The following is a 23,853-nucleotide window of genomic DNA, read 5'->3' on the forward strand; positions in this document are numbered from 1 at the left end:
CACCAGCCGCAGAGGCCGTTCACCCGTCCGAATGGCATATTCCTTGATCTCTTTTCAAGGAAGTAGGGGCAGGTGTACCGTGCGAACCCGTTATCCGGAATACTAGATTCCGCCCCATTTCCTCCCGGCTCGACGCCTCACCTCACGGCGTCCGCGTGGGATTTCGCCGCATCGGCGATGAACTCCCGGCTGGCCTCCGCGCTCAGTGCCTGTGCCCGCAAGTGCTCGTACATGATCGTGTATTTGTGCACATCATTCGTCTTCTCCAGGTAGAGGTCGCTGGTGACGCCCTCGATGTACACCACGCTGGAATCCGAGTCGTCGTCGAATTCCAGAATGGAGAACGTTCCCGACATTCCGGCGTGCGCGCCGGTCTGGTACGGAAGTACCTGCACCGTCACATGCGGCAAATTGGTCATCTCGACGAGATGGTCGAGCTGTTCGCGCATGATCAGATGACTGCCGACCACTCGTCGCAGCGCGCTCTCGTCCAGCACCACCCACAGTCGCAGCGGGCGCTCGGGGTCGTTGACCCGCTCCTGGCGGCGCATCCGCACCTGGATCCGCTTCTCCAGGTGGTCCGACGCCAACTCGGGGACGGTTCCGGGGATGACCGCCTCGGCGTAGCCGGGCGTCTGTAGCAGGCCGGGCACCAGGAGGGACTCGTAGATCCGCAGCGAGGCCGCCTCGGTCTCCAGACCGATGTACACGCTGTAGGGGATGTCGCCGAAGGCGTGCCACCAGCCCTGCTGGCGGGAGTCCTTCGCCATCTGCATCAGCGATTCGACCATCCGGTGGTCCTCGACCTCGTAGACCGCGCAGAGATCGCGGACATCGCGCTGGCTGATGCTGCGGCGGCCGTTCTCCAGTCTGCTGATCTTCGACTGGGAGACCAACAGTTTCTCGGCCACCTCCTCCGCCGTCATGCCCTTGAGCTCGCGGAGCCTGCGCAGCTCCTGGCCCAAGCGGCGTCGTCTGACGGTGGGATTGACACTGGACGCCACGGGAAGTGCACCTCCGGCTCCGTACTGCTGTCGTTTCCAGTCAGCAGACTGCCACTCCGAGGTGACACCGCGCAGTGAAACGCACACAGAAGGCGAGCGCGCATTTGCGCGGGGCGGCGGTCCCGGTCGTCGTCCAGAACGGCCGGAACCGCCGCCCCGCGCTCCTTGCTGCGGCTCCCGAACGGGATGGTGGGGCGGTGGTGCGGGTGGTGCGGAAGTGGCGCTGCACCGTTGGATACGGGACCTCGTGCGGCGTCCTTACGGCGTCAGCGGGCGCCCACTCGGGCCATCCTGCCGTGGCCGTGCCGCGACTGGCTCGGCGCGCCGGCCGGGTCCGCCGTGGCATGCGACGCCGGTTGCCGTACGGCTCCCGCCCCGGCGGCCTGCGGCCGCCGGGGCTGGGCCGCGACGCCGTTCTGCACGTCCATGACGGCGTGTGCGACCAGCCCGCCCATCGGGTCGTGTCGAATGAGATCCCGGAGACGGGAGCGCGATGACCGCCCCTCGTTCCCTGGGTAGAGGTGCTTGCCGAGGCCGACCGCATGGGCCAGCGCGGCGAGCGCCGCGGTCCGCGGGTCCGGGGGTACGCCGGTGCGGATCGCGTTGTCCAGCCGGGCCCTGATTTCCCGGCTGATCGCCGTCTCCGTCGCTTGGTAGCGCGTCGTCGGCAGCACCCCGCACATCTGACCCGCCACGGCATGCACCATGCCGCACCGTTCGAGATGCGTGAGGTACGTCTGGCGCAGCCCCAGTCGGGGCCCGCCGATCCAGTGGACCGCGCGCACCGGACTGCCGCGTCGGCGCAGCAGTTCGAGCGCGGAGTCCAGAGTTGGATCTCCTGTCGGCCGTGCCATCACCACGGCGATACGATCCCCGTCTGGGGCTATCCGTCCTGCCAGAGCCAGCTCTACTAGCTGGGCCCCGGCCAGGCCGAGGTCGAGCGACTGCGGCTGCGCTGTGGTGCCCGTGGTCGGGTCCAAAGCGAGCAGCAGAAGCTCCTCCGGAATTGTTCTGCGGCTCCTGCCCATCCATGCCTCCCCGCGTGGATGAATGACAGGGTGACCCCTCTCACATTCATCTGTCGAGGGTGCGTGGGGGGTTCGATAGGGAACCGGTAGGTATGTCGTTCTCGTCTTGCACGTCGGCGACAGCTTTCCGTGGGGTGCGGCAGGTACCCGGTTCGCGTGGCGGCGAGGCGGCGCTGTGCGGACACAGGACACTTGGGAACACTGGGCCAGGCAGCAGTGGGACGTATGAAGGAGACATCGGTGGCGGGCGAGTCCCCCGACAAGTCGGACAAGAAGCAGTCGTCGGGGGAGACGGCGCGGAGCGAACGTGATCCGCGCCTGTCCGCCTTCCGAGGGGAACCGGATCGACCGGCGAAGGAGTCGGGGGCCGCGAAGGCGGCCGAGGACTCCGAAGCGCCCGGGAAGCCCGAGCCTGCTGAGGCCGCTGAAGCGCCTCAGAAGGCCGCTGAGGGCGCCGTGGGCGCCGAGGGGGGCAAGGGCCGCCCGCAGGGCGCCGCGGCTGCCCGGACCGCGGAGAAGGGCGACGGGGGCGCTGACGGGGGCGCCGGCGAGGACGTCGACGGGGACGTCGACGGGGACGTCGACGGGGGCGACGAGGACGCCGCGGCCGACGTGACCGGCGAGGCGGCTGAGAGCGAACGCTCCGCAGGGGGCGCCGAGGTGGCGTCCACGGCTGACGACGTGGCGTCCGAGGCCGACGAGTCTGCGGATGAGGCTGTTGCCGGGGGTGCCGACGGGGCTGATGAGGGTGCCGCTGCAAAGGCAGCAGCAAAGCCGGCGGCCGCGGCGGACGTGAAGGGCGAGGCGAAGGCCGGAGCGAAGGGCCGGGCGAACGGCGGGGCGAAGGGCGGGTCCGAGCCGGCGCGGGCGGCCACGGCCGATGCCGATGCCGACGCGGATGCCGGGGCCGGGTCCGACGCCGACAAGGATGCCGGGGCCGAGGTCGTCGACCAGCCGACCGCGGTGTTCAAGACCGTCGGGCGGCAGAAGGGCAAGCCTGCCGAGGCGGTCGCGGAGAAGAGCGTCGCCAAGGGCGAGGCCAAGGGTGCCGTCAAGGGCGAGGCCAAGGGTGCTGTCAAGAGCGCCGCCGACAGCGCCGCCAAGGGTGACGCCGACGGCGACGGTGCGGCCCAGGGCGAGCCCGAGGGCGACGACGCGGCGGTTGACGAGGCGGTCGATGAGCCGACCCGTGTGTTCGCCCTTGCGAAGACCAAGGGGAAGGGTGCCTCGGCCGAGGCCGTCGACCAGGCGACCACCGCGTTCAAGATCACCCCGCCCGCCAAGGGCAAGGGCACGGAGAAGGGCGGGGGCAAGGGCGAGTCCAAGGGCACGGACGGGGGCAAGGGCGAGTCCAAGGGCACGGAAGCGTCCGCTGTCGCCAAGGAGAGCGGAGCCAAGGATTCCGCTGCCAAGGAGACGGACAGCAAGGAACCCGGCGGCAAGGAGTCCGGCGCCGCGAAGGGTTCCGGCTCGGGGAAGGCGACCGGTGCCGAGGAGGCGCCCGAGCGTGACTCCGAGCGGACCAGCCAGTTCGTGGCGCTGAAGTCGGCGGACAACGGCAGTGCGGGCAAGTCGCTGGGCAAGACGGCGCCCAAGACCCCCTCCCGTACGACCGACAAGGCCGCCGACAAGGCTGCGGAGAAGGCCGCCGAGAAGCTGGCCGAGAAGCCCGCGGAACGGGACGCCGGCAAGGCGACTGACAAGGCGACCGGGGACAAGGCGACCGGGGACAAGGCGACCGGGGAGAAGGCGACCGGCAAGGAGACCGACAAGGCTGCCGACAAGGCGACCGGCAAGGCCGCCGCCGCCCCCGCCAAGTCGGCCGGGGCGCCCGGGCGCGCCGACAGCCCCGGTGCGATGCCGCCCGCGGCCACCGGTGCCACGGCCGGCGCCCAGCCCGCCGCGCTGCCCGAGTCGGAGCGGACCAAGCAGGAGCCGCTGCCGCCGCTCGACCTGCTGGCGAAGCTCACCAACACCCCGCCGCCGCCCGAGACCACGCTGCGCACCGTCGCCCGCCGGATCAAGATCTGGACCCCGCTGGCGATCCTGCTGGCGGTCATCTTCGTGGTCGTCCAGTCGGTGCGTCCGCTGCCGAATCCGACGCTCGTCCTCGGCGACGCCAAGTCCTCGTTCACCTTCGAGGGCGGCAAGCTCTCCATCCCGTGGCCCGAGCACGGGCAGGCGGCGGTCACGGTCGTGGGCTCCGGCGAGATCGGCACGTTCGGCGAGCAGAAGCCGGTGCCGACCGCGAGCGTCGCCAAGATCATGACGGCCTACGTCATCCTCAGGGACCACCCGCTCAAGAAGGACGACAAGGGCCCGCAGGTCGAGGTCGACGCCAAGGCGGTGACCGAGGGCGGTTCCAGGGACGAGTCGCGGATCAAGGGGCTTCAGGCGGGGCAGAAGTTCAGCCAGCAGGACATGATCAAGATGCTGATGATCCCGTCCGGCAACAACATCGCCCGGCTGCTGGCCCGTTGGGACGCCCAGTCCGCCAACGAGGGGGCGTTCGTCAAGAAGATGAACGACGCCGCCAAGGACCTGGGCATGAAGAACACCACCTACACCGACCCCAGCGGCCTGGACCCCAAGACCGTGAGCACCGCCGTCGACCAGCTCAAGCTGGCCGAGGCCGTCATGAAGTTCGACGCCTTCCGGCCGATCGTCGCCATGCCCAACGCCGACATCCCGGGCGTGCCGAAGCGGATCAACAACAACAACGACGACCTGCTGCTGGCCGGGCTGAGCATCAAGGGCATCAAGACCGGCTCCAGCACGGCGGCCGGCGGCACGCTGTCCTGGGCGGCCTACAAGACGGTGGACGGCAAGGACCGCCTGATACTCGGCACGATGATGGACCAGCACTTCAAGGGCCTGGACCCCGACGGCTCCAACAGCCTCACCATGGTCAAGAACAACAGCAAGAAGGTCATCGCAGCCGTACGCACCGCCCTGACCTCGGCCACGGCGGTGAAGAAGGGCCAGGTCGTCGGCTACGTCGACGACGGCCTGGGCGGACAGACGCCCGTCGTCGCCACCAAGGACCTGAAGGCGGTCGGAGTCCCGGGCCAGAAGCTGAAGTTGAGCATCGGCGGCGGTAAGAAGGTCCCGCACGAGGCGAAGGCCGGGACGACGGTCGGAGTGCTGACGGTCGGCAGCGGCCAGACCGCCCAGAAGGTACCGGTGGCGCTCCAGAAGGACCTCCGCGAGCCGTCCTTCGGAGCGAAGTTGACCCGACTGGGGTGAGCGTGCCGGGGGCCCGGGCCGGCGGATGCGCCGGGTCGGGCCCCCGCTGCCACGTCCCGCCCGTAGCCTGCGTCGGTACGCACCTCGCGTCGGTACGCACCCCGCCGCCCGAAGTCCGTTCGTGATCCGCCCGAAGCCCGTCCGTCCCGTGCGCGACCGGAGCCCGTCATCGACGTAGCGCAGATCCAGAAGCCGACCCACCCGTCCGCCGTCGCCGTCCGCGGTACCCGGGCGGCACAGGGCGCGGTGGTGCTGATGCCCTCCGGGCTGATGCTGCTCCTGGGGGCGTGGGGGGTCCGCCGGCAGGACGCCGTCTGGCGGGACGAGGCGGTCACCTACGACATGGCGCACCGCAGCCTGGCCGACCTGTGGTCCACGCTCCAGCACGTCGATGTCGTCCACGGCCTGTACTACGCGCTGATGCACGTCTGGTTCCGCTTCTACGACGCCACCCTCGACGGCGTCCTGGGCCAGGTGATCGGCCTTCGGCTGCCGTCCGTGGCGGCGATGACCGCCGCCGCGGCGGGCGTCGCCCTGCTGGGCGGGCGGCTGGTCGGCCGGCGGGCCGGCCTGCTCGCCGGCCTCACCTTCGCGCTGATTCCGGTCGTGCAGCAGTACGCGCAGGAGGGACGCTCCTACGCGCTCGTCTGCGCCCTGGTCGTCTGGGCCAGCTACCTGTTGGTGCTGACCGCCGCCCGCCCCCGCCGGAAGCTGTGGCTGGGGTATGCGGTGCTGATGCTGTGCGCCTGCCTGCTGCACGAGTTCGCATGTCTGGCGCTGCCCGCGCACGGCGCCGCGGTGATCCTCGCCCGGCTGCCCCGCCCCGTGCGGCGCGCCTGGGCGCTGTGCGCGGTCGCCGTGCTCGCCGGGCTGGCCCCGCTCGCGGTCTACAGCACCCGGCAGTCCGCGCAGATCAGCTGGCTGATGTGGCCGGACCCGATCCAGCTGCTGACCTTCGCCGTGCTCGCGGTCCTCGGCATCGCCTGCGCCCGCGTCCGGGTGCGCTCCCGCGGCCCGATCGGCCTGCGCGCCCTGGCCGTCCCGCTGCTGCTGCTCCCCACCCTGCTGCTGCTCCTGCTCTCCCACGTCGAGCCGGCCTACGTCGACCGCTACGTCCTGTACTACGTCGTCGGGTTCGCGCTGCTCGCGGGCGCGGCCCTGGCCCGGCTGCTCCGTCCGGCCGGCGAGCACGGCCAGACCCGGGCCCGACGGCTGCGCCGGACCCTGGCCCTGGCGGCGGCGCTGGCCGCGCTGCTCCCCGTCAACGTCCATCTGCGCAGCCCGGACAGCCGGGTCGACGACGTCACCGCGGTCGCCCAGGCCGTCCGGGAGGTCGCCGAGCCGGGCGACGGCCTGCTCTTCATGCCGTCCCGGCGCCGGATCTGGATGGCGACCCGGCCGCACGACTTCCGCGGCCTGAACGACCTCGCCCTGGCCGAGAGCCCCCTGGCCTCGCACACCCTCTACGGCACCGAGCTCTCCGGCGACGCCATCCGCGACCGCATGCTGGCCGCCCGCCGCATCATCGTGGCCGGTGACCCCGCCGGCCAGCCCGCCGACGACAACGACCAGGAGATCGCCAAACGCGCCACGCTGCGGGACGCGTTCGAGGTCTGCGGCAGCCGGGAGGTGCGCGGCGCCCGGATCACGGTGTACGGGCGGCGGGGCGGGTGCGGCGCGGGCGGCTAGGTGGCCGGGCGGCGGAGGCGCGGACCTGCGGCGCGCGGTCGTCGTCGGCGAGCGGGGCGGGGTCCAGCCGTCCGTGGACGGCGTACCGGGTGGCGGTGGCCAGCGCGCCGTCGAGGAGGAAGAGCCGGTACTCGGCGACGAACGAGACCACCTCCGAGACCAGGACCGGGGTGTTCGCGGCGGCCGGCGGCAGCCGGGCGCCCTCCGTACGCACTCCGGGCGGGAAGGACTTGTCGCTTGGGGGCTTGGCGAAGAACGGGCCCGGGAGCCGCACCGCCTCCGCGTGCGTCAGCAGTGCGACGTCGCGGAGGGTGAGCTGCCGGGGCAGGCGGGCGAGCCAGTCGTCGGGCGGCTCCAGCAGCCCCAGCCCCAGGGCGCCGGACACACGGTCGGCGGTGCGTGGTCCGCCGTACCAGTGCACCGTCCGGCCGGCCAGCGCGCGCAGCGTGTCCGGGCCGGTCAGCACCGCGGTCTCCAGGCCGCGCCGGGTCGCCGTCCCGGCCAGCAGCACGGCGGTGCCGGTGCGCTGCGCCGAGGTGAGCAGGACGGGGCGGGCGGCGCGGCCTGGGGCCCGGTCCGGTGTCACGGCGACTGCGGCGGGCGGAAGGTGTGGACCAGCTCGATGCGGCCGACGATGTGCCGGTTGAACTCCGGCAAGTCCTCGGCGGGGACCCAGAGTTCGAGGATCGTCCGGCCGCCCGCCTGCTGCACCGGGTAGCGCGCGACGAAGTCCGCCTCGACCTCGAAGCGGGTGACGTGGCCGACGCCGGAGGCCGGTACGTTCCAGTCGCGGGCGATGCGTACTGCGTAGTCCTCGTTGAGTACGGGGTAGAAGATCGGCTGGTCGGGCAGCCGCGGCGGCCAGGCGCGCCAGCCGGAGGCCTCGACCAGCGCGAGCTCCTCGGGGCCGGTGGGGCGCCAGAGCGTGCGGGTGGCCGGGGCGGCGCGGTCCGGGCGCGTCGTGTCGATCATGTGCGTACGGTACGGGGGCCGGGGCGCGCGGGGCCACGGGATTGCGGCCGTCCCCAGCCGGGTCGGCCGTGCCGGGCCAGTCGTCCCGGCCGGGCCGGGCCAGTACTCCGGCAGCGGACCAGCCGTCCGTCCCGGGCTGCCCGTCCGCCCGCTGCCCCGCCCTCACAGCAGGTCCGCCGTCGCCCCGTCGATCCCCAGCAGGTCGTGCAGCGCGGTCGCCCCGTCACGCGTGAGGCGTACCGCCCGGCCGCTCCCGATCCGGCGGATCCAGCGGCGGTCCAGCAGCCGTTCGCACAGGCGGGCGCCGGCGGTGCCCGCGAGGTGGGGGCGGCGCTCGGTCCAGTCGAGGCAGCCGCGGGCCTGCGGGCGGCGGCCGGTGCGCAGCGCGGCCGGTTCGATGTCCAGCCGGCCGGTGAGCCAGTCGCGGCCGGCGTCGGTCAGCGCGAAACCGCCGTCCTGGTCGAGCAGCCCGCATCCGGTCATGGCGTCGGTGATGGTCACGCCGAGCCGGCCGGCCAGGTGGTCGTAACAGGTGCGGCCACGGGCCAGCGCCGCCGAGGAGTGCACCGCGCGCAGGCCGTGCGGGGCCTCGGTCGGCGGATCGAGCTGCGCGGTGAGGGTCTCCAGCAGCTCGGCGACGCGAGGGCCGGCCAGCCGGACGTAACGGTGACGGCCCTGGCGGTGTTCGGCGAGCAGTCCGCCTTCGGTCAGCCGGGTCAGGTGTTCGCTCGCCGTCGACGGCGCGACCTGCGCATATGCCGCCAGCTCGCCGAGCGTCCAGGCCCGGCCGTCGAGCAGCGCCAGACAGAAGGTGGCGCGGGTGCGGTCCGCGAGCAGTGCGGCCAGCCGTGCGAGTTCGGAGCTGTACGCCGGAGTGGTCATCACGCCATTGTCCGCCGCGAGTCTTCGGCGCCAACCGAAGGGAGACGTGCCTACGGTGCCCGTATGAGTACCTCCCCGGAGTACGCCACCTTCCACTTCCACGCGCTGCACCACGCCGACCAGCCGCTGCTGCTGCCCAACGCCTGGGACGTCGCCTCGGCCGTCGCGCTCGCCGGCGCCGGGTACGCCGCGGTCGGTACGACGAGCCTGGGCGTCGCCGCGGCCCATGGGTACCCGGACGGGCGCGGCCTCGCCGAGGCCCGCGATGCGACGCTGGCCCTGGCGCTGCGGCTCAACGGCCGGCTGGAGTGTCCGTACACCGTCGACATCGAGGGCGGCTTCGGCGGGGATCCCTCCCAAGTCGCGGAACTTGCCGGGGAGTTGGCGGAGGCCGGGGCGGCCGGTCTCAATCTGGAGGACGGGCTGCCCGGCGGTGCGGGGTTGCAGGATCCGGTCCGCCAGGCGGAATTGATCAGCGCTGCGAAGGGGCGGGCGCCGGGGCTGTTCCTGAACGCCCGGATCGACACCCACTGGCTGGTGGACGCCCCGCCGCCGCTCTCGGTGACGCTCTCGCGCGCCGAGAGCTACCTGGCCGCGGGCGCGGACGGCGTCTTCGTACCGGGCGTCGTCGCCGACGAGGACGTGGCGGTCCTGGTCGCCGAGATCCCGGCTCCACTGAACATCCTCTTCGCCCCCGGGAGGCACACCGTCAGCCGACTGGCGGAGCTCGGTGTGCGCCGTATCAGCACCGGCTCGCTGCTCTTCCGTACGGCCCTTCAGGCCACTCTCGGGGCGGCGGACGCCATCCGCGCTGACCGGCAGCTGCCGGACGTCACGGGGACGGGTGGCGGGGTGCTGGGGTACGAGGACGTGCAGCGGATGGTGGGGGAGTGAGGCCGTGCGGCGGGCGGTGGCTCAGGCCTGCTGGCCGCTCCGCCCAGGCCTGGTGACCGCCCGGTTCAGGCCTGCTGGCCGCTCCGCTCAGGCCTGCTGACTGCCCGGTTCAGGCCTGGTGACCGCGGCCGTGGCTGCCGTGGCGCCGGCGGTGCACGGCGACGGTCGTGGCCACCACGCCCAGCGCTCCCGCACCGCCGATCAGTCCGGCCTTGGGCAGGTGGCCGGCCTTCTCGGCCAGTCCGGCCAGCCCGTTGTCCGGCAGCACGATCGACGTCCGGCTCTCCGAGGGCGCGGTGGAATCGGCGGCGGAGGCGGCACCTGCGGGAAGCAGGACGACGGCCAGCGCGCCGGTCGCGACGGTGGCGGTACGGATCATGTGGCGGCGCTGGGCCCGCATGGGTACTCCTCGTCGGGGGCGGCGTGGGCCGCCAGGGGGCACGGAACGGCGCACCACGTTACGGAGCGTCCTTAACGGCAACCCGTACGTTGTGTAACAGCCAGCAAGATCTCTGGGATCGGTCCTGTGACGAAGCGTCGGGTGCGGCCCCCGCAAAGGCGGCAAAAGGCGCCAAGGCGCCGCATGGCCCGGGACGCGGCACGCTCGCCGGGACGCGGCACCTCGCCGGGGCGTCACGGTCCGGCTCGCCCGGGCGTCATCGGTTCGGCCCGCCCGGGCGTCACGATCCGGTCCGCGCGGGCGCCCTGTCGCCCTGGCCGCACCCGGTGCCGTCGCCCTGGCCGCCGGGGTGCCGTCGGAATGGCCGCCGGGGTGCCGTCGGAATGGCCGCCCCGGTGCGTCGGAATGGCCGCCCCGGTGCCGTCGGAATGGCCGAGCTGAAGATTCCGTCCGTCGCAGGCTTGGATAGCTTGGTGGAATCGGCGACGGAGAGGCGGTGGCGACGCGGTGCGAAGGCTCCTCGCCCTGCCCCTGCTCTGTCCGCTCCTGCTGCCGCTCCTCGCCGGATGCGCCGGCCTGGAAGGTCTGGAGAGCGACGGGCGCGCCCGGGACGTCAAGGCGCCCCTCGCGCTGTGGCCGGGGTACTCGCCCGCCCCGCTCGGTCGGGACGACAACCCGGCCGCCCGCAAGCCGGTACCGCACGTGCCGCACGTCCCCAGCGGCTCCATGGCCGACGTGGACCCGCTCGCCGTCCTCGACGCGGACATCGCCGCGCAGGGGCAGCACCCGCCCGAGCCGAGGGCCGTACGCCGCCCCGAACTGCACGACCTCACGGGCGACGGCAAGCCGGACCTGATCACCGTCATCGACCTCGACGCCCGCAACAGCGAGCTGCGCGTCTACAGCGTCCAGCACAAGGTCGTGACTCGGGTGCTGGCGCTGCGCGGGGTGCTGGCCGGGGTCGAGCTGGCGGCCGGGCACCTCTCCATCCGGGAGCCCACCAAGGACCCGCGCTACGTCAGCGTCACCGACTACGTCTGGGACGGTGACTCGATGGACCTGTGGGACCTCACGCTCGACGAGCCCCGCAAACACCGGAACCGGCCGGACGAAGACGGCGGCCCCCCATGAGACGCCCGGCGGTCTCCCTCCGCTGGAAGATCGCGCTGACCGTGATGGCGGTGAGCTGCGCGGTCGCCGCCGTCCTCGGCGTCCTCGTGCACAACGCGGTGGCCCGCCAGACCGTCGGTCAGATCCGCAAGGAGACCCGTGAGAACCTCGACACCGCGCTGGCCCTCTTCGAGTACGGCACCTCCGACGAGAGCGTCCACTCCCGACTCGACCCGCCCGAACTCCCCGATGAGCTAAGGGAGTTGGTGCGCTCAGGTGGGCGCGGCACGATGGTCGGCAGCTATCGGGGCCGCCCCGTCATGTGGGCGGCGGCGCCCGCCGACGACCAGGTGATGGCGGTCTGGCACTCGTACGGCAGCACCCGCCGCTCCCTGGAGAAGCTCGACACCGCCATCCTGGGCTCGGCCGTGCTCGCCGCCGCGGCCGTCGGCCTCGCCGGGCTGTTCCTCGCCCACCGCATCAGCCGCCGGCTGGGCACCACGGCGGCGGTCGCCCGCCGGATCACCGCCGGCGACCTGGACGCCCGGGTCGGCGACGAGGAAGGCCGGGCACCGGGGCGCGGTCCGGCGGGCCAGGACGAGGTGGCGGCGGTGGCCGCGGCCCTGGACTCGGTGGCCGGCTCCCTCCAGAGCCGCCTCCAGGCCGAGCAACGCTTCACCGCCGATGTCGCCCATGAGCTCCGTACGCCCCTCACCGGCATCCTCGCCTCGGCCGAGCTGCTCCCGGAGGGCCGCCCCAAGGAGATGATCAACGACCGGCTGCGGGCGCTGCACCGGCTCACCGAAGACCTGCTGGAGATCTCCCGGCTGGACTCCGGCACCGAGCGCGGCGACTTCGACGCCTACGAACTGGGCCCGCTGGTCGAACGCTCGGTACGCGCCACCGGCCTGGACACCGAGGTGCGGATCGTCTCCGACACGGTCGTCGAGACCGACCGGCGTCGACTCGACCGCATCGTGGCCAACCTCGTCCTCAACGCGCACCGGCACGGCCGGCCCCCGGTCGTCGTCACCGTCGACGCCCCGCCCGACGGACCACCGACCATCGAGGTACGCGACCACGGCCCCGGCTACCCCGCCGATCTGCTGCGCCACGGACCCCAGCGCTTCCGCACCGACGCCCCCGGCCGCGGCAAGGGGCACGGCCTGGGCCTGACCATCGCCGTCGGCCAGGCTACCGTCCTCGGCATCGACCTACGCTTCGCCAACGCCCCCGACGGCGGCGCCCGAGCCACCCTGCACCTGCCGTCCGGCGCCTCCGCCGCCCCGTGATCTCCTCGCTCTTAGCCGCCTACCGCCGTTCAACTGCCCCCGCCCCTCACCAGTCGATGTCATCCGGCGGCTCCGGCAGTTCTTCTTCCTCCTCCGGTCCCGCTACGGGACCCGGCACCGGCCCCGGTCCCGGCTCGGCACGGCCACCCGCGGACACCGCGGAACCGCCCGCGGACAACCCGGAACCGGCCGCGGACACCCCGGAACCGGCCGCCGCACCCCCGGCCCCGGTCGCTCCCCCTGCCCCTGCCCCTGCCGCGGCCCCGGGCTCGGGCTCGGGCTCGTCCGCCTTCCCTGTCAGCACGTCCAGAATCTGCTGCCCGTACTTCGCGAGCTTGTTCTCACCGACGCCGCTGATCGTGCCCAGCTCGGTCGTCGTCGTGGGCCGCAGCGTGGCGATCTCCCGCAGCGTCGCATCGTGGAAGATCACATAGGCGGGCACGCCCTGCTCCTTGGCCGTACGGCCCCGCCAGCCGCGCAGCGCCTCGAAGACCGGCAGCGCCTCCTCGGGCAGATCAACCGGCGCACGCTTGCCCTTCGCCGGTGCCTTGGCCGCCCGGGCCGCCTTCTCCGGCTCCCGCCGCATCGGCACCTGGCGCGTACCGCGCAGCACCTCGCCGCTGGTCCCGGTCAGGACCAGCGTGCCGTAGTCCCCCTCGACGGCGAGCAGCCCCTGCGCCAGCAACTGCCGTACGACACCCCGCCATTCGGCCTCCCGAAGGTCGTTGCCGATGCCGAAGACGCTCAGCCCGTCATGATCGAACTGGATGACCTTCGCGGTCTTCTTCCCCAGCAGGATGTCGATGATCTGCCCCGCCCCGAACTTCTGCCCGCGCTCGCGCTGTAGCCGTACGACCGTCGACAGCAGCTTCTGCGCGGCGACCGTGCCGTCCCAGGTCTGCGGCGGGCTCAGACACGTGTCGCAGTTGCCGCACGCGCCGCTCTCCTGGCCGAAGTACGCCAGCAGCCGGATCCGCCGGCACTCCACCGTCTCGCACAGCGTCAGCATCGCGTCGAGGTGGGCCGCCAGTCGCCGCCGGTGCGCGTCGTCCCCCTCCGACCCGTCGATCATCTTCCGCTGCTGGACCACGTCCTGGAGCCCGTATGCCAGCCAGGCCGTCGACGGCTGTCCGTCCCGCCCGGCGCGGCCGGTCTCCTGGTAGTAGCCCTCCACGGACTTCGGCAGATCCAGATGCGCCACGAACCGCACGTCCGGCTTGTCGATCCCCATCCCGAACGCGATCGTGGCGACCACGACCAGCCCGTCCTCCCGCAGGAACCGCGCCTGGTTCTCCGCACGCGTACGGCTGTCGAGCCCGGCGTGGTACGGCACCGCCGGAATCCCGTTGTCCACGAGGAACTGCGCGGTCTTCTCCACCGAGGCCCGCGACAGGCAGTAGACGATCCCCGCGTCCCCCGCATGCTCCGCGCGCAGCAGCTCCAGCAGCTGGCGCTTGGGGTCGTTCTTCGCCGCGATCCGGTACTGGATGTTCGGCCGGTCGAAGCTCGCCACGAAGTGCCGGGCGTCCGCCATCCGCAGCCGGGAGGTGATCTCGGTGTGGGTGGCCTCGGTCGCGGTGGCGGTCAGCGCGATCCGCGGCACCTCGGGCCAGCGCTCGTGCAGCATCGACAGCGCCAGGTAGTCGGGCCGGAAGTCGTGCCCCCACTGCGCGACACAGTGCGCCTCGTCGATCGCGAAGAGCGCGATCTTCCCCCGGTCCAGCAGGCTCAGCGTCTGCTCCACCCGCAGCCGCTCCGGCGCCAGATACAGCAGATCCAGCTCCCCGGCCAGGAACTCGGCCTCGACCAGCCGCCGCTCCTCCAGATCCTGCGTCGAATTGAGGAACCCGGCCCGCACGCCCAGCGCCCGCAGCGCGTCCACCTGGTCCTGCATCAACGCGATCAGCGGCGAGATCACCACCCCCACACCGGGCCTGACCAGCGAGGGAACCTGATAGCACAGCGACTTGCCGCCACCGGTCGGCATCAGGACGACCGCGTCCCCGCCCCCTATGACGTGCTCGATGATCTCCTGCTGACTGCCGCGGAACGCCTCGTACCCGAACACCCGGCGCAGCACCTGCACCGCCTCGCTCGTCCCCGAAGCGTCTTCCACATCCATGTCCACGACCACTTCCACGTCCGCCAGAGCCATTCCAGAAGCCTACGAGCTCCCCGCCCCTCACCGCGGCCCCTGTGGATAACTCCACTCCACCCGCCAAAGGCGCTCACTCGCCGAAAGCCCGGCCACTGGTCACCGAGCGGCGAGGGGGAGCGCCGGTCCGATCATGGACCGACCACCCGGCCAAGGCCGTCTGGCGAGCCACTCGCAGCTGATCGTTTTCCTGTTGTGGCAGTCAGCTTGATCGCGTAGGGTCACCCGACGTGAACACCGGACCGGCGCTAAGCCACACACGGATTGGCCACCCGGTGGTGGGCTGATCGCACGACGGGTGCGAAGAACGCACCCCCTCAGCTCGGCACGTGGACTCAGTTCGGCACGCGGGCTCAGTTCGACACGTGGACTCAGTTCGGCACGCGGACCTCCCGGCACTCGCGCACCGCGAGTCCGTTTTCCGTGTCGAACACCCATGAGGTCAGTCGAATGACAGCCACGTTCAACCACACCATCATCGCTTCCAAGGACCGCAACGAGTCGGCTCGGTTCTTCCGGGAGCTGTTGGAACTCCCAGAAGCACCGTCCTGGGGCCCGTTCACCAACATCCAGCTCACCGACGGCGTGCTACTGCAGTTCGCCGAGCCGCCGGTGGAGATCCAGATGCAGCACTACGCGTTCCTGCTCGACGACGAGCTGTTCGATCGCGCGTATCAGCGGCTGTGCGATCGCGACATCGAGCACTGGGCCGATCCGCAGATGCGCCGCCCAGGCGAGATCAACAACGAGCACGGCGGCCGAGGCGTGTACTTCAAAGACCCCGCCGGTCACGCGATCGAGCTGATCACCCGCCCCTATCTGTAACCGCATCTGTAACCGGGGGAGCACCTGGTCGGGCCCGCATCACGGTGCCCGACCAGGGCCCGCCTCCGTGCGAGGCACCGGTGGCGCCGGAACGGCGGAGGAACGGCAGGCGAGGGCGGCGCGGCTCCGCCGGGTGGACGCGGGGTGTGCCCGCGCCTTCATGTCGTAGCGCACCCTCGTGCCGCCTCACCGAGGAGGCGGACGCCCTCTGCGAGGTCGGCAGGGTCCTCCGAGGCCGCGAAACCGAGCCTCAGGAAGGCGCCCGGTTGCTCGGCCGGGAAGTACCGGGCGCCCGCGTTGACCGCCACACCATGGGCCCGTGCCGCGTCCGCGACGGCGGAGTCCTCCAGGCCGGGCGGGAGCTGGACCCACAGATGCAGGCCACCCTCCGGGATCCGGGTCGGCGCCCAGTCGGGCAGTTCGCGCGCCATGGTCCCGGCCAGTACCGCACAGCGCTCCCTCAGGTGCGTGGAAAGGGCGCGCAGATGCCGGTCCCACGCGGGGGTGCTCACCAACTCAACGGCCGCCTCCTGTAGCGGCCTGGCGACGAAGAAGTCGTCCACCCGGCGCATCCCCTGAAGTCTCCGCATCACCGGTCCACGGGCGATCACCGCCCCGATGCGCAGGCTCGGCGAGGCCGGCTTGGTCAGCGAGGTCAGCTGGACCACCGTGCCGTCGCGGTCGTCCGCGACGAGAGGGAGAGGCACCGGGCCGCCGTGGCCGAGGTGGCGGGCGAAGTCGTCCTCGACGAGGAACGCCCCGGCGGCGCGGGCCACGTCCACGACCTGGCGGCGTCGCGCCGGCGCGAGCACGGTGCCGGTCGGATTGTGGAAGGTGGGCTGGCAGTACAGCAGCCGGGCCCCGGTCACGGCGAAGGCGTCGGCCAGCAGGTCGGGGCGGATGCCGTCGCCGTCCATCGGTACGGCCACCGGGCGCAGCCCCGCCGCGCGGGCGGCGGCCAGCGCGCCCGGGTACGTCGGCGACTCCACCAGCACCGGGCTGCCCGGCGCGGCCAGCGCCCGGAACAGCATCGACAGTGCGCCCTGGCCGCCGCCGGTGACCAGCACGTCCTCCGGGCCGACGGCGCTTCCCGCCGCTTGGGCGAAGATCGCGCGCAGCGGCGCCAGGCCCGCGGCGGGTGCCCGGTCCCAGGCGCCGGGGCGGCGGGCCGCGCGGGCCAGCGCCGCGCTCAACGCCCGTTCCGGGCGGAGGGACGGGTGCAAATAGCCGCCCGCCATGGCGATCGCGCCCGGGGGCGGCGCATCCGAAAGGCCGTCCGCGGCGGCCGGATCGACGTCACGTCCGGCGAGTGCCACCGCCTGCCAGGAGGTGTCCGGCGCATCGGTGGCCGAGCGAGCGCGGCGCGGGGCGACGTAGGTGCCGCTGCCCGGGCGGGTGACCACCTCGCCCTCGGCGGCCAGTTGGGCGAACGCCCTCGACACCGTCACCGGGCTGACTCCGTGACGTGCCGTCAACTCCCGGCTGCTGGGCAGTCGGTCGCCGGGCGCGAGACGACCGATCTCCGTACGGAGTATCCCTACCAGCGCCTCAGTACTGCTACTCTCATACATGAGACAACAGAGTAACGCTTTCCTCTCCGCTGGAGAATCGCTCCTCGACACGGCGGCGGAGATCGCGGCGCTGCGCGCCGACACCCCGGGCTGCGAGTCGGTCGTCCACTTCAACAACGCGGGCTGCGGTCTGGTGGCCCGCCCGGTCCTCGCGGCGATGACCGACCACCTCCAACTGGAGGCGGAAATCGGCGGATACGAGGCCTCCGCCGCACAGGAAGTCCAGGTCCGCGACTTCTATGCGTCGATCGCCGACCTCCTGGGCACCGGCCCCGGCAACATCGCCTTCGCCGGCAGCGCGACCCATGCGTACACCAAGGCCCTGTCGGCGATCGACTTCCGGGCCGGCGACACCATCCTCACCACGCGCAACGACTTCATCTCCAACCAGATCGCCTTCCTCGCCCTGCGCAAACGGTTCGGCGTCGAGATCGTCCACGCCCCCGACCACCCCGACGGCAGCGGCGTCGACGTCGACGCCATGGCGGCGCTCATGCGCTCCCGCCGTCCCCGCCTCGTCGCCGCGACGCATGTGCCGACCAACTCCGGCCTCGTACAGCCGGTGGCCGAGATCGGCCGCCACTGCCGGGAGTCGGGCCTGCTCTACCTCGTGGACGCCTGCCAGTCGGTGGGGCAGTACCCGATCGACGTGGACGAGATCGGCTGCGACCTGCTCACCGCGACCTGCCGCAAGTTCCTGCGCGGCCCGCGCGGTTCGGGCTTCCTCTACGTCTCCGACCGCGTGCTGCGGGAGGGCTACGAGCCCCTGTTCATCGACATGTACGGCGCCCGCTGGGTCGGGCCCGAGACGTACCGGCCGGTGGACAGTGCGGCACGGTTCGAGGAGTGGGAGTTCCCGTACGCCACCCTGCTCGGCTGCGCGGCGGCGGTGCGCTACGCCCTTCGGGTCGGCCTGGAGCGGATCTCCCGCCGGACGCCCGCGCTGGCCGCCCGGCTGCGCGACCGCCTGGCGGACATCTCCGGCATAAGGCTCCTCGACGGCGGCCCGGCCCCGGCGGCGCTCGTCACCTTCGAGGTCGAGGGCTGGCAGCCGCAGCCGTTCAAGACGGCCCTGGACGCGCAGGGCATCAACTCGGCCCTGAGTTTCCGGGAGTTCGCGCAGTACGACTTCGGCGACAAGGAAGTCGAGTGGTGCCTCCGCCTGTCACCGCACTACTACAACACCGAGGACGAGGTCGACACGGTCGCCGCAGCCGTCGCCGAACTCGCCGAGCACGGGCAGTGGACCCGCTGATGACGTCGGCGGATGTGGCGGCGGCCGGCGCGGAGGCGGCTGCCGGGAAACCGCCCAGGAGCCTCTGGCGCAACGGCGACTTCCTCAGGTTCTGGCTGGGCGAGACCGTGTCGCTGCTCGGCACCCAGGTGACGACCCTCGCGCTGCCCCTCACCGCCATCCGCGCGTTCGGGGCGAGCGACGAGCAGGTGGGACTGCTGCGGTTCCTCCAGCTCGCCCCCTACCTCGGCCTCGCCCTGATCTTCGGGGTGTGGGTGGACCGGGTCCGCAGGCGCAGGGTCATGCTCGCGGCGAACCTGGTCCGGATGGTCCTGCTGGCGCTGGTCCCCGCCCTGTACTGGGCGGACGCCCTCAGCATGGTCACCCTGACGGTCATCGCGTGCGCCGTCGGCGTTGCGTCGGTGCTGTTCGACGTGAGCTGGATGTCGTACGTCCCCACCCTGGTCCGCGACCCCGGTCACTATGTCGAGGCGAGCGCGAAGATGGGCGTCAGCTCCTCCACGGCGGATGTGGCGGGGCCCGGTCTGGCGGGCGTCCTGGTGTCGGCGCTGACCGCACCGGTGGCACTGATCGTGGACGCCTTCTCGTACCTGGTCTCCGTGGTCTCCCTGCTGCTCATCCGCACCCCCGAGCCGCGTCCGGAGCAGGGCGCTCGCCGCCACATCTGGTCCGAACTGCGGGACGGCCTCCGCTGGGTCATGACGGACAGGATCCTGCGAGCCCTTGCGCTCGTCGGGTTCTGCTGCAACTTCTCCATGATCACCGTATGGACGATGTTCCTGCTCCACGGCACCCGCGACCTCCACCTCGCCCCGGCGGTGCTCGGCGGCATCTTCGCCACGGCCTCGGTGGGCGGCCTGATCGGCGCGTTGGTCTCCGGACGGGTGATCAAACGGTTCCGCCTCGGACGCGTCTACCTGCTGGCCCAGTCGGCCCTGCTGCTCGGCCCGAGCCTCCTCGCCACCGCCGCCGGACCGAGCTGGCTGGTGATCGCGATGTGCGTGGCGTCCTTCTTCCTCACCTACCTCGGTCTGGGCATCGCCAACGTCATCATCGTCAGCCTCCGGCAGACGAGCACTCCCGCGTCGATGATGGGGCGGATGACCGCGGCTTTCCGGACGCTGCTGTTCGGCGGCGGCGCACTCGGCGGCCTGTCCGCCGGTCTCCTGACCGGCGCGCTCGGCGGCCAAGGCGCCCTGACCGTCGCAGCGATCGGCTCCGCCGCCGTGGCGATCGGACTCCTCGCGTCCCCGGTCACCAGACTGGCAGCCCTGCCGCCACCGGCGGAGCTACGGATGCAGTGAACGCCGATGCGACGCCGACGCGCCGAGGCCGTCGTGGTGCGCTTTTCGTGATTGCGGCTTCGCCCCCCCGGGGGGACCGGTGGCACGGCGCCGCTCGGTGAGCGACCACTGGGCGGCGCCTCGGCCGGATGCAGCACGACGCGTTCCTGCTCGACGAGCTGCTGTTCACCGCTCCCAAGGGCGGCCCGCCTTCAAGGAAAGCGGTCCGTGCGGTGATCCTCTGGAGCGTGTGTGTGCTGGAGCCCATCGAGATGCGCTGGCGGCCCGCCTCGTTGATGTCGGGTGTGGGTTGGTGTGGGTTACGGCATCGCTGCGTCACTCCACCGGTTGCGATGCTGCTTCACACACTCCAGGTCGATGACGTGCTGAGGGTGAGTATTCAACGTGCCCACCTCTTCGCCGGCCCGGATGACGCTGAGGTCGTCGCCCAGGACGATCGCGCCGGCGTCCAGCATCACGTGACAGTTCGGGCAGAGGCATAGCGCATTTCCAGTGGTGTCCGGGCCGTTGTGCGGACTTTCCAGCGCCCGAATGTATGCACCTTCGCTGTAGCTTCCGCCGGGCACTTCGATACGCACGCCGCAGAGCTGGCAGTGGTTGTCATGCCATTCTCGTACCCGGCGATGCACGGAACTGCTCCGAACGATCCGCTGCACAGTAGTGGGCGCTTGTTCGGACTTATTGCCCGCTGATTTTGTCCGCGCATTCGCGCGCTTAACTTTGGGCTCCGCTGAATCCCCAAGCTTGTCCTGATGTTGCATTTTCGGTAGCGGAGTACCCTCGCACGCTTCTAGTCGAAACTGCCATATTAAGAAGCCATCGAGGCTGGTCTTGCTGCCGTAGCTACTCACGCGGTAGAGGCCGTCGTACCGGTAGCCCTTGCTGGGAGCGTAGAGTGACCCACTCTGCCAGCCACGGATAACCCGAACAGGGAGTCCTTCGAGGCAACTGGTCACTAGAGCTGCGTTGCCGGAGTCGTCCAGGGATTGGTCGCTGATCTGATTGCCGGCCTGATCTTGTCCGCCATGGCCGGTATAGATGATGACGTCGCCATTGTCCTCGTCGTCTTTGTAGCCGCCGGAGATGACAATGGACTCTGCGCCAGTCTTCCTGGTTCCACAGATGCCGGCTTGAAGAGGGCGGTGCACCCCCGCATCGTGCGCCTGACGCCGCGTGCTGAATCGGTGGCCGGGCTGAATGTTGGATACTTCGCCAATGGAGCGAGGCGCGACGGTTGGGCGGCGTTTGGTAAGTATGAGGTTTCCTGCGGCATTGATCGCGCGGCGCTGAGGTCGAGGAAGCCCACGTGACATGAGGGTCAGCTCCACCTCTCGGAAGATCTCATCCAAGGTGAGCGTTTCTTCACCGTGCAGTGCCTCTAACAGGGCATGGGTGAAGGCTGTGTATTTTGCGCCTGCCGGCGCGTATGACGTTGCGTTCGCCGTCGTCGAGGTCATGGTGTAGGTGCCAGCGACGTCGATTTGCCCGGTGATCGCACCGTGACTGTCCGACATCGCCTCGATCGCACGACCTGAGAAGCAGCAGTCCAACACGAGTATACGAATGGCCGCGGGGCTGGCTGCGAGCTCCTCGCGGAGAGCATCGAAAGGGAGCGCTGTCCACCGCAACTGATCCGGCCTTGTCGAGGACAAGGACAGGTAGAGTCGGCCGCGTTCATCGACCAGTCCATGCCCGCTGTAGTACACGAACAACACGTCTGTAGCTTCCGCGCTACGCGCGAGGGCTTGGCCGACCTCAGAAGCCGCTAGGGGATCGCGAAGAAGCGTGCAGTGTTCGGCAGTGAGAGAGCCGGTCGTTGAGCTGGTGAGCGCCGCCCGAAGGCCCTCTAGGTTGTCTGAAACGGCTGGTATGGATGGCAAGCCATCCGTCTCAGCGAAGTTGCTGGCGCCGATCAGCACTGCTCGCGACTGGACCGGATCGAGGTAGCGAGTCACGCTCCTTCCTCCGTGCGCACTATGCGCTCTATTTCTCTCGTTAGCGCTTGGGCGTCGACCCGCTTGGCGTCGACTTCAATGCTCTGTCCATTGCGTGTAGTTACCGTGAACTTGACATCCGAACGACGCTGCGAGATCCATGTCGTCAACGAGCTCGCCAACGCTGCCCCGATGCCTCCGGAGCCGAGAGCTACGGTGAGTGCATCGACCAGCCCACCCATCTCGTCTGAGCCAATGGGGGCGTGCTCCAGCCGGACCCGCCCGCGCAGTGCATCGTCCCCCTGCAACCAAGCAAGCAGGGAACGCAGTTCGTCAGCTCCGTTGTCAGTACGGATCCGCAGCAGTTGAGAGTCTCGATTCACCACGGGCCTATCTTGCCGGGTGCCAATTGAGTGTGCATCAGCTTCCACCTGGACGGTACGAAAAACCCAAGGCGGATTACTCAAAGTCACCAAGGGTGCGCGAGCGGTAATTCCGTCTGATGGAGTCGGCGCAGTTGGGCAGTCCGCTGGCGTGCTGTAGCAGCTGGCGTACCGTGATGCGGCGGCCGTCGATGGGCGACGCCCCCGGTCGTCGAGCGAACGGCCCCGGGCCCGTCCCCTCGTCCCCGGTGTGCTTCCGCGTCGCGGTCCACCGATCCGCCCAGGTGTCGGACAGGCCCCGGCCGACGGCACCCCCAAGGGTTCGGGCGGCTCGCGTCGGGGCCGGGCCGTCACGGCTTCGGCTTGTCGGCCTCCCGGACTTCGTGGAGGTGGACGAGGACGTCGAAGGACGTGGCAATCGCGACGTCGCGCGGCTTCTCGGGGAACTGCGTGCCGACGTTGAGCGTGGGCCGGGCGACGCTCAGCCAGGCGCGCGCGGGGGCCGAGGCGTTGCGGACGTCGAGGTAGAAGTTCCGGTAGCGGACCTGGTCGAGGGTGTACTCGTTCCGGCCGGGCCCGGCGGCGCCCACGGTGAACCTCTTCCAGCCGCCGCCGAGGGCGGCGTCCTTCGACAGGAAGGAGCCCTGGTCGAAGGTGAAGCCGATGGGGAGGTAGTTCGTGCCCATCGTGTCGCGCAGGAACGCCCCTTGCGTCGTGGCATACGTCTCGGGGTCGCTGGCGACGTAGCCGACGTGGTCGTTGTGCGCCGACAGCAGGATCTTGCGGCCGGTGTGCTGCTGCCACCAGCTGACGTTCTGGGCCATCACCTCGTCGCGGAAGCGCTCGAAGGAGGGCAGCGTCTTGGGGTCGTTGGGGTTCATGGTGAGGAACTTGGCGGTCTGGGCGATGGAGCGGGCGTTCTGCTCGGCCCAGTCGAACGCGTCTCCGCCGGAGCCCTTCAGACTGCCGACCAGTTCCAGCGCCTGCTGCGCCTTGGCGGCGAGCTGCTGCCGTTCCGCGATCGGCTTGCCCAGGTAGCCGAAGACGTCGTCGATCGGCCGCAGGCCGGTATAGAGCTCGTTGAGCCTCGGCAGCGCCTCCGGGTGGTGCTGCTGCACGTAGCCGGTCACCCGGCCGAAGAACTCGTCGTTCAACGCGGGGGCGCCGATGTCGTCGCCCATGAAGTGGACGGTGCGGCCGGGGTGGTGGCTGTTGTAGGCGCGCATCCACTCGATGAGGCTCACGAACTCCTCACGGTCCCAAGGGCTGTTGGCCAGCGCCTGCTTGGCCAACGTGCGGGCGTCGCCCTTGCCGGTCTGGAGGTAGTCGTCGATCTGGAGCCCGGCGGACCAGCTCATTTCGAGGGCGAAGGTGGTGAAGCCCTTCTCCTCGACGAGGTAGCGGAAGAGCCGCTCTTTCATGGTGAAGAACTCGTGGGAGCCGTGGGTGGCCTCGCCGAGGCCGACCACCTTGGCGTCGCCGATCATCGAGCCCAGGGCTCGCAGGTCGGCCGTGTTCCCCCCGGGCTCGGTCGAGCGCAGCGGGTGGGCAGCCTGCTCCAGTGCGCGGACCGGGTTCTGCTTCCCGCCGGCCGTGTCGGCCGAGGCCGCCTGGACCACCACAGGAACGAGGACCGCTCCCATCGCGACCGCCGCCGTGCCCAGCAGCCCCCGCCGACTGATCCGCTTCCGACGCCTGACCATGCTCTCCACCCCTCAACTTGCCTACTGCAACGTGAGACGGATCGTCGCCCGCGATTCCCTTGCCGCGCGCTGGGGGCAGCCACCGAACTCTTCCGGGGGGATACCCCCGTCCCGAGGACAGCGGGGGAGGGGACAAGGGCGGGAGCCGTGGCCCGGGTGGACCGTCGCCGCGGCACGGCCAGGCACTGCCGACCGGCACCAGGTTG

General features: G+C 71.0%; 19 protein-coding genes. 8 read left to right on the forward strand and 11 right to left on the reverse strand.

Translation table 11 applies throughout. The annotated features are described in order from the left end of the window. Nucleotides 1-137 precede the first annotated feature (137 nt). On the reverse strand, nt 138-1,004 hold the full coding sequence (locus tag AB0C96_RS26740; RefSeq protein WP_362920577.1) for a helix-turn-helix transcriptional regulator: 867 nt from the start codon (nt 1,002-1,004) through the stop codon (nt 138-140). Between the two features lie 266 nt (nt 1,005-1,270). Then, nucleotides 1,271-2,032: a GPP34 family phosphoprotein gene (locus tag AB0C96_RS26745; RefSeq protein ID WP_362920579.1), complete on the reverse strand. Its 762-nt coding sequence runs from the start codon at nt 2,030-2,032 to the stop codon at nt 1,271-1,273. Nucleotides 2,033-2,272: 240 nt separating this feature from the next. On the opposite strand from AB0C96_RS26745, the gene AB0C96_RS26750 reads away from it, so the two are divergent. Beyond that, nucleotides 2,273-5,278 (forward strand): serine hydrolase, encoded by a 3,006-nt coding sequence (locus tag AB0C96_RS26750; protein ID WP_362920581.1) that lies wholly within the window; start codon nt 2,273-2,275, stop codon nt 5,276-5,278. Nucleotides 5,279-5,533: 255 nt separating this feature from the next. Beyond that, nucleotides 5,534-6,967: a glycosyltransferase family 39 protein gene (locus tag AB0C96_RS26755; protein ID WP_362920583.1), complete on the forward strand. Its 1,434-nt coding sequence runs from the start codon at nt 5,534-5,536 to the stop codon at nt 6,965-6,967. Here the strand turns inward: AB0C96_RS26755 and AB0C96_RS26760 are convergent. From AB0C96_RS26760 to AB0C96_RS26770, 3 genes are all read right to left on the reverse strand, one after another. After that, nucleotides 6,924-7,553, reverse strand: coding sequence for an ATP-grasp domain-containing protein (locus tag AB0C96_RS26760; RefSeq protein ID WP_362920585.1), 630 nt, complete (start codon nt 7,551-7,553; stop codon nt 6,924-6,926). The genes AB0C96_RS26755 and AB0C96_RS26760 overlap by 44 nt on opposite strands. Further along, nucleotides 7,550-7,939, reverse strand: a complete 390-nt coding sequence (locus AB0C96_RS26765; protein WP_362920586.1) for an ADP-ribosylation/crystallin J1 — start codon at nt 7,937-7,939, stop codon at nt 7,550-7,552. Before AB0C96_RS26765 ends, AB0C96_RS26760 begins: the two co-directional genes overlap by 4 nt. Before the next feature lie 162 nt (nt 7,940-8,101). After that, a complete protein-coding gene (locus tag AB0C96_RS26770; RefSeq protein ID WP_362920588.1) occupies nt 8,102-8,821 on the reverse strand; it encodes a helix-turn-helix domain-containing protein in 720 nt (239 codons plus the stop codon). 63 nt (nt 8,822-8,884) lie between these two features. On the opposite strand from AB0C96_RS26770, the gene AB0C96_RS26775 reads away from it, so the two are divergent. Further along, on the forward strand, nt 8,885-9,715 hold the full coding sequence (locus tag AB0C96_RS26775) for an isocitrate lyase/phosphoenolpyruvate mutase family protein (RefSeq protein WP_362920590.1): 831 nt from the start codon (nt 8,885-8,887) through the stop codon (nt 9,713-9,715). Between the two features lie 109 nt (nt 9,716-9,824). On the opposite strand, the gene AB0C96_RS26780 is transcribed toward AB0C96_RS26775, so the two are convergent. Then, complete coding sequence (locus AB0C96_RS26780) at nt 9,825-10,115, reverse strand: hypothetical protein (protein WP_362920591.1); 291 nt, start codon at nt 10,113-10,115, stop codon at nt 9,825-9,827. Nucleotides 10,116-10,622: 507 nt separating this feature from the next. On the opposite strand from AB0C96_RS26780, the gene AB0C96_RS26785 reads away from it, so the two are divergent. Next, nucleotides 10,623-11,246, forward strand: a complete 624-nt coding sequence (locus tag AB0C96_RS26785) for a hypothetical protein (protein WP_362920593.1) — start codon at nt 10,623-10,625, stop codon at nt 11,244-11,246. After that, nucleotides 11,243-12,517, forward strand: a complete 1,275-nt coding sequence (locus AB0C96_RS26790) for a HAMP domain-containing sensor histidine kinase (protein ID WP_362920595.1) — start codon at nt 11,243-11,245, stop codon at nt 12,515-12,517. Before AB0C96_RS26785 ends, AB0C96_RS26790 begins: the two co-directional genes overlap by 4 nt. A gap of 46 nt (nt 12,518-12,563) precedes the next feature. Here AB0C96_RS26790 and recQ read toward each other — a convergent pair whose 3' ends face one another. After that, nucleotides 12,564-14,672 carry a DNA helicase RecQ gene (recQ, locus tag AB0C96_RS26795; protein WP_362920597.1) on the reverse strand — a complete coding sequence of 703 codons (2,109 nt, stop codon included), beginning with the start codon at nt 14,670-14,672 and terminating at the stop codon, nt 12,564-12,566. Nucleotides 14,673-15,122: 450 nt separating this feature from the next. Here recQ and AB0C96_RS26800 point away from each other — a divergent pair, with 450 nt between their 5' ends. After that, nucleotides 15,123-15,497: a VOC family protein gene (locus tag AB0C96_RS26800; protein WP_362920599.1), complete on the forward strand. Its 375-nt coding sequence runs from the start codon at nt 15,123-15,125 to the stop codon at nt 15,495-15,497. 158 nt (nt 15,498-15,655) lie between these two features. Here the strand turns inward: AB0C96_RS26800 and AB0C96_RS26805 are convergent, their stop codons facing one another. Continuing rightward, the gene (locus AB0C96_RS26805) at nt 15,656-17,068 is read right to left on the reverse strand and encodes a PLP-dependent aminotransferase family protein (RefSeq protein ID WP_362920601.1); all 1,413 of its coding nucleotides are present in this window, start codon (nt 17,066-17,068) and stop codon (nt 15,656-15,658) included. Between AB0C96_RS26805 and AB0C96_RS26810 the strand changes: the two genes are divergently transcribed. Together AB0C96_RS26810 and AB0C96_RS26815 are read left to right on the forward strand one after the other, a co-directional pair. Continuing rightward, complete coding sequence (locus tag AB0C96_RS26810; RefSeq protein ID WP_362920602.1) at nt 17,067-18,323, forward strand: aminotransferase class V-fold PLP-dependent enzyme; 1,257 nt, start codon at nt 17,067-17,069, stop codon at nt 18,321-18,323. The two genes, AB0C96_RS26805 and AB0C96_RS26810, sit on opposite strands and share 2 nt — an antisense overlap. Then, a complete protein-coding gene (locus tag AB0C96_RS26815; protein ID WP_362920604.1) occupies nt 18,323-19,627 on the forward strand; it encodes an MFS transporter in 1,305 nt (434 codons plus the stop codon). Before AB0C96_RS26810 ends, AB0C96_RS26815 begins: the two co-directional genes overlap by 1 nt. Before the next feature lie 299 nt (nt 19,628-19,926). On the opposite strand, the gene AB0C96_RS26820 is transcribed toward AB0C96_RS26815, so the two are convergent. The 3 genes from AB0C96_RS26820 to AB0C96_RS26830 are packed head-to-tail and all read right to left on the reverse strand — an operon-like array spanning nt 19,927 to nt 23,647. After that, nucleotides 19,927-21,582 carry a YDG/SRA domain-containing protein gene (locus tag AB0C96_RS26820; protein WP_362920605.1) on the reverse strand — a complete coding sequence of 552 codons (1,656 nt, stop codon included), beginning with the start codon at nt 21,580-21,582 and terminating at the stop codon, nt 19,927-19,929. Next, nucleotides 21,579-22,298 (reverse strand): hypothetical protein, encoded by a 720-nt coding sequence (locus tag AB0C96_RS26825; protein ID WP_362920607.1) that lies wholly within the window; start codon nt 22,296-22,298, stop codon nt 21,579-21,581. Before AB0C96_RS26825 ends, AB0C96_RS26820 begins: the two co-directional genes overlap by 4 nt. Then, nucleotides 22,295-23,647, reverse strand: coding sequence for an erythromycin esterase family protein (locus tag AB0C96_RS26830; protein ID WP_362920609.1), 1,353 nt, complete (start codon nt 23,645-23,647; stop codon nt 22,295-22,297). The genes AB0C96_RS26825 and AB0C96_RS26830 overlap by 4 nt, the downstream gene beginning before the upstream one ends. Nucleotides 23,648-23,853: the final 206 nt, after the last annotated feature.

The organism is Streptomyces sp. NPDC048506, from assembly GCF_040651315.1.
Taxonomy (GTDB): Bacteria; Actinomycetota; Actinomycetes; order Streptomycetales; family Streptomycetaceae; genus Streptomyces.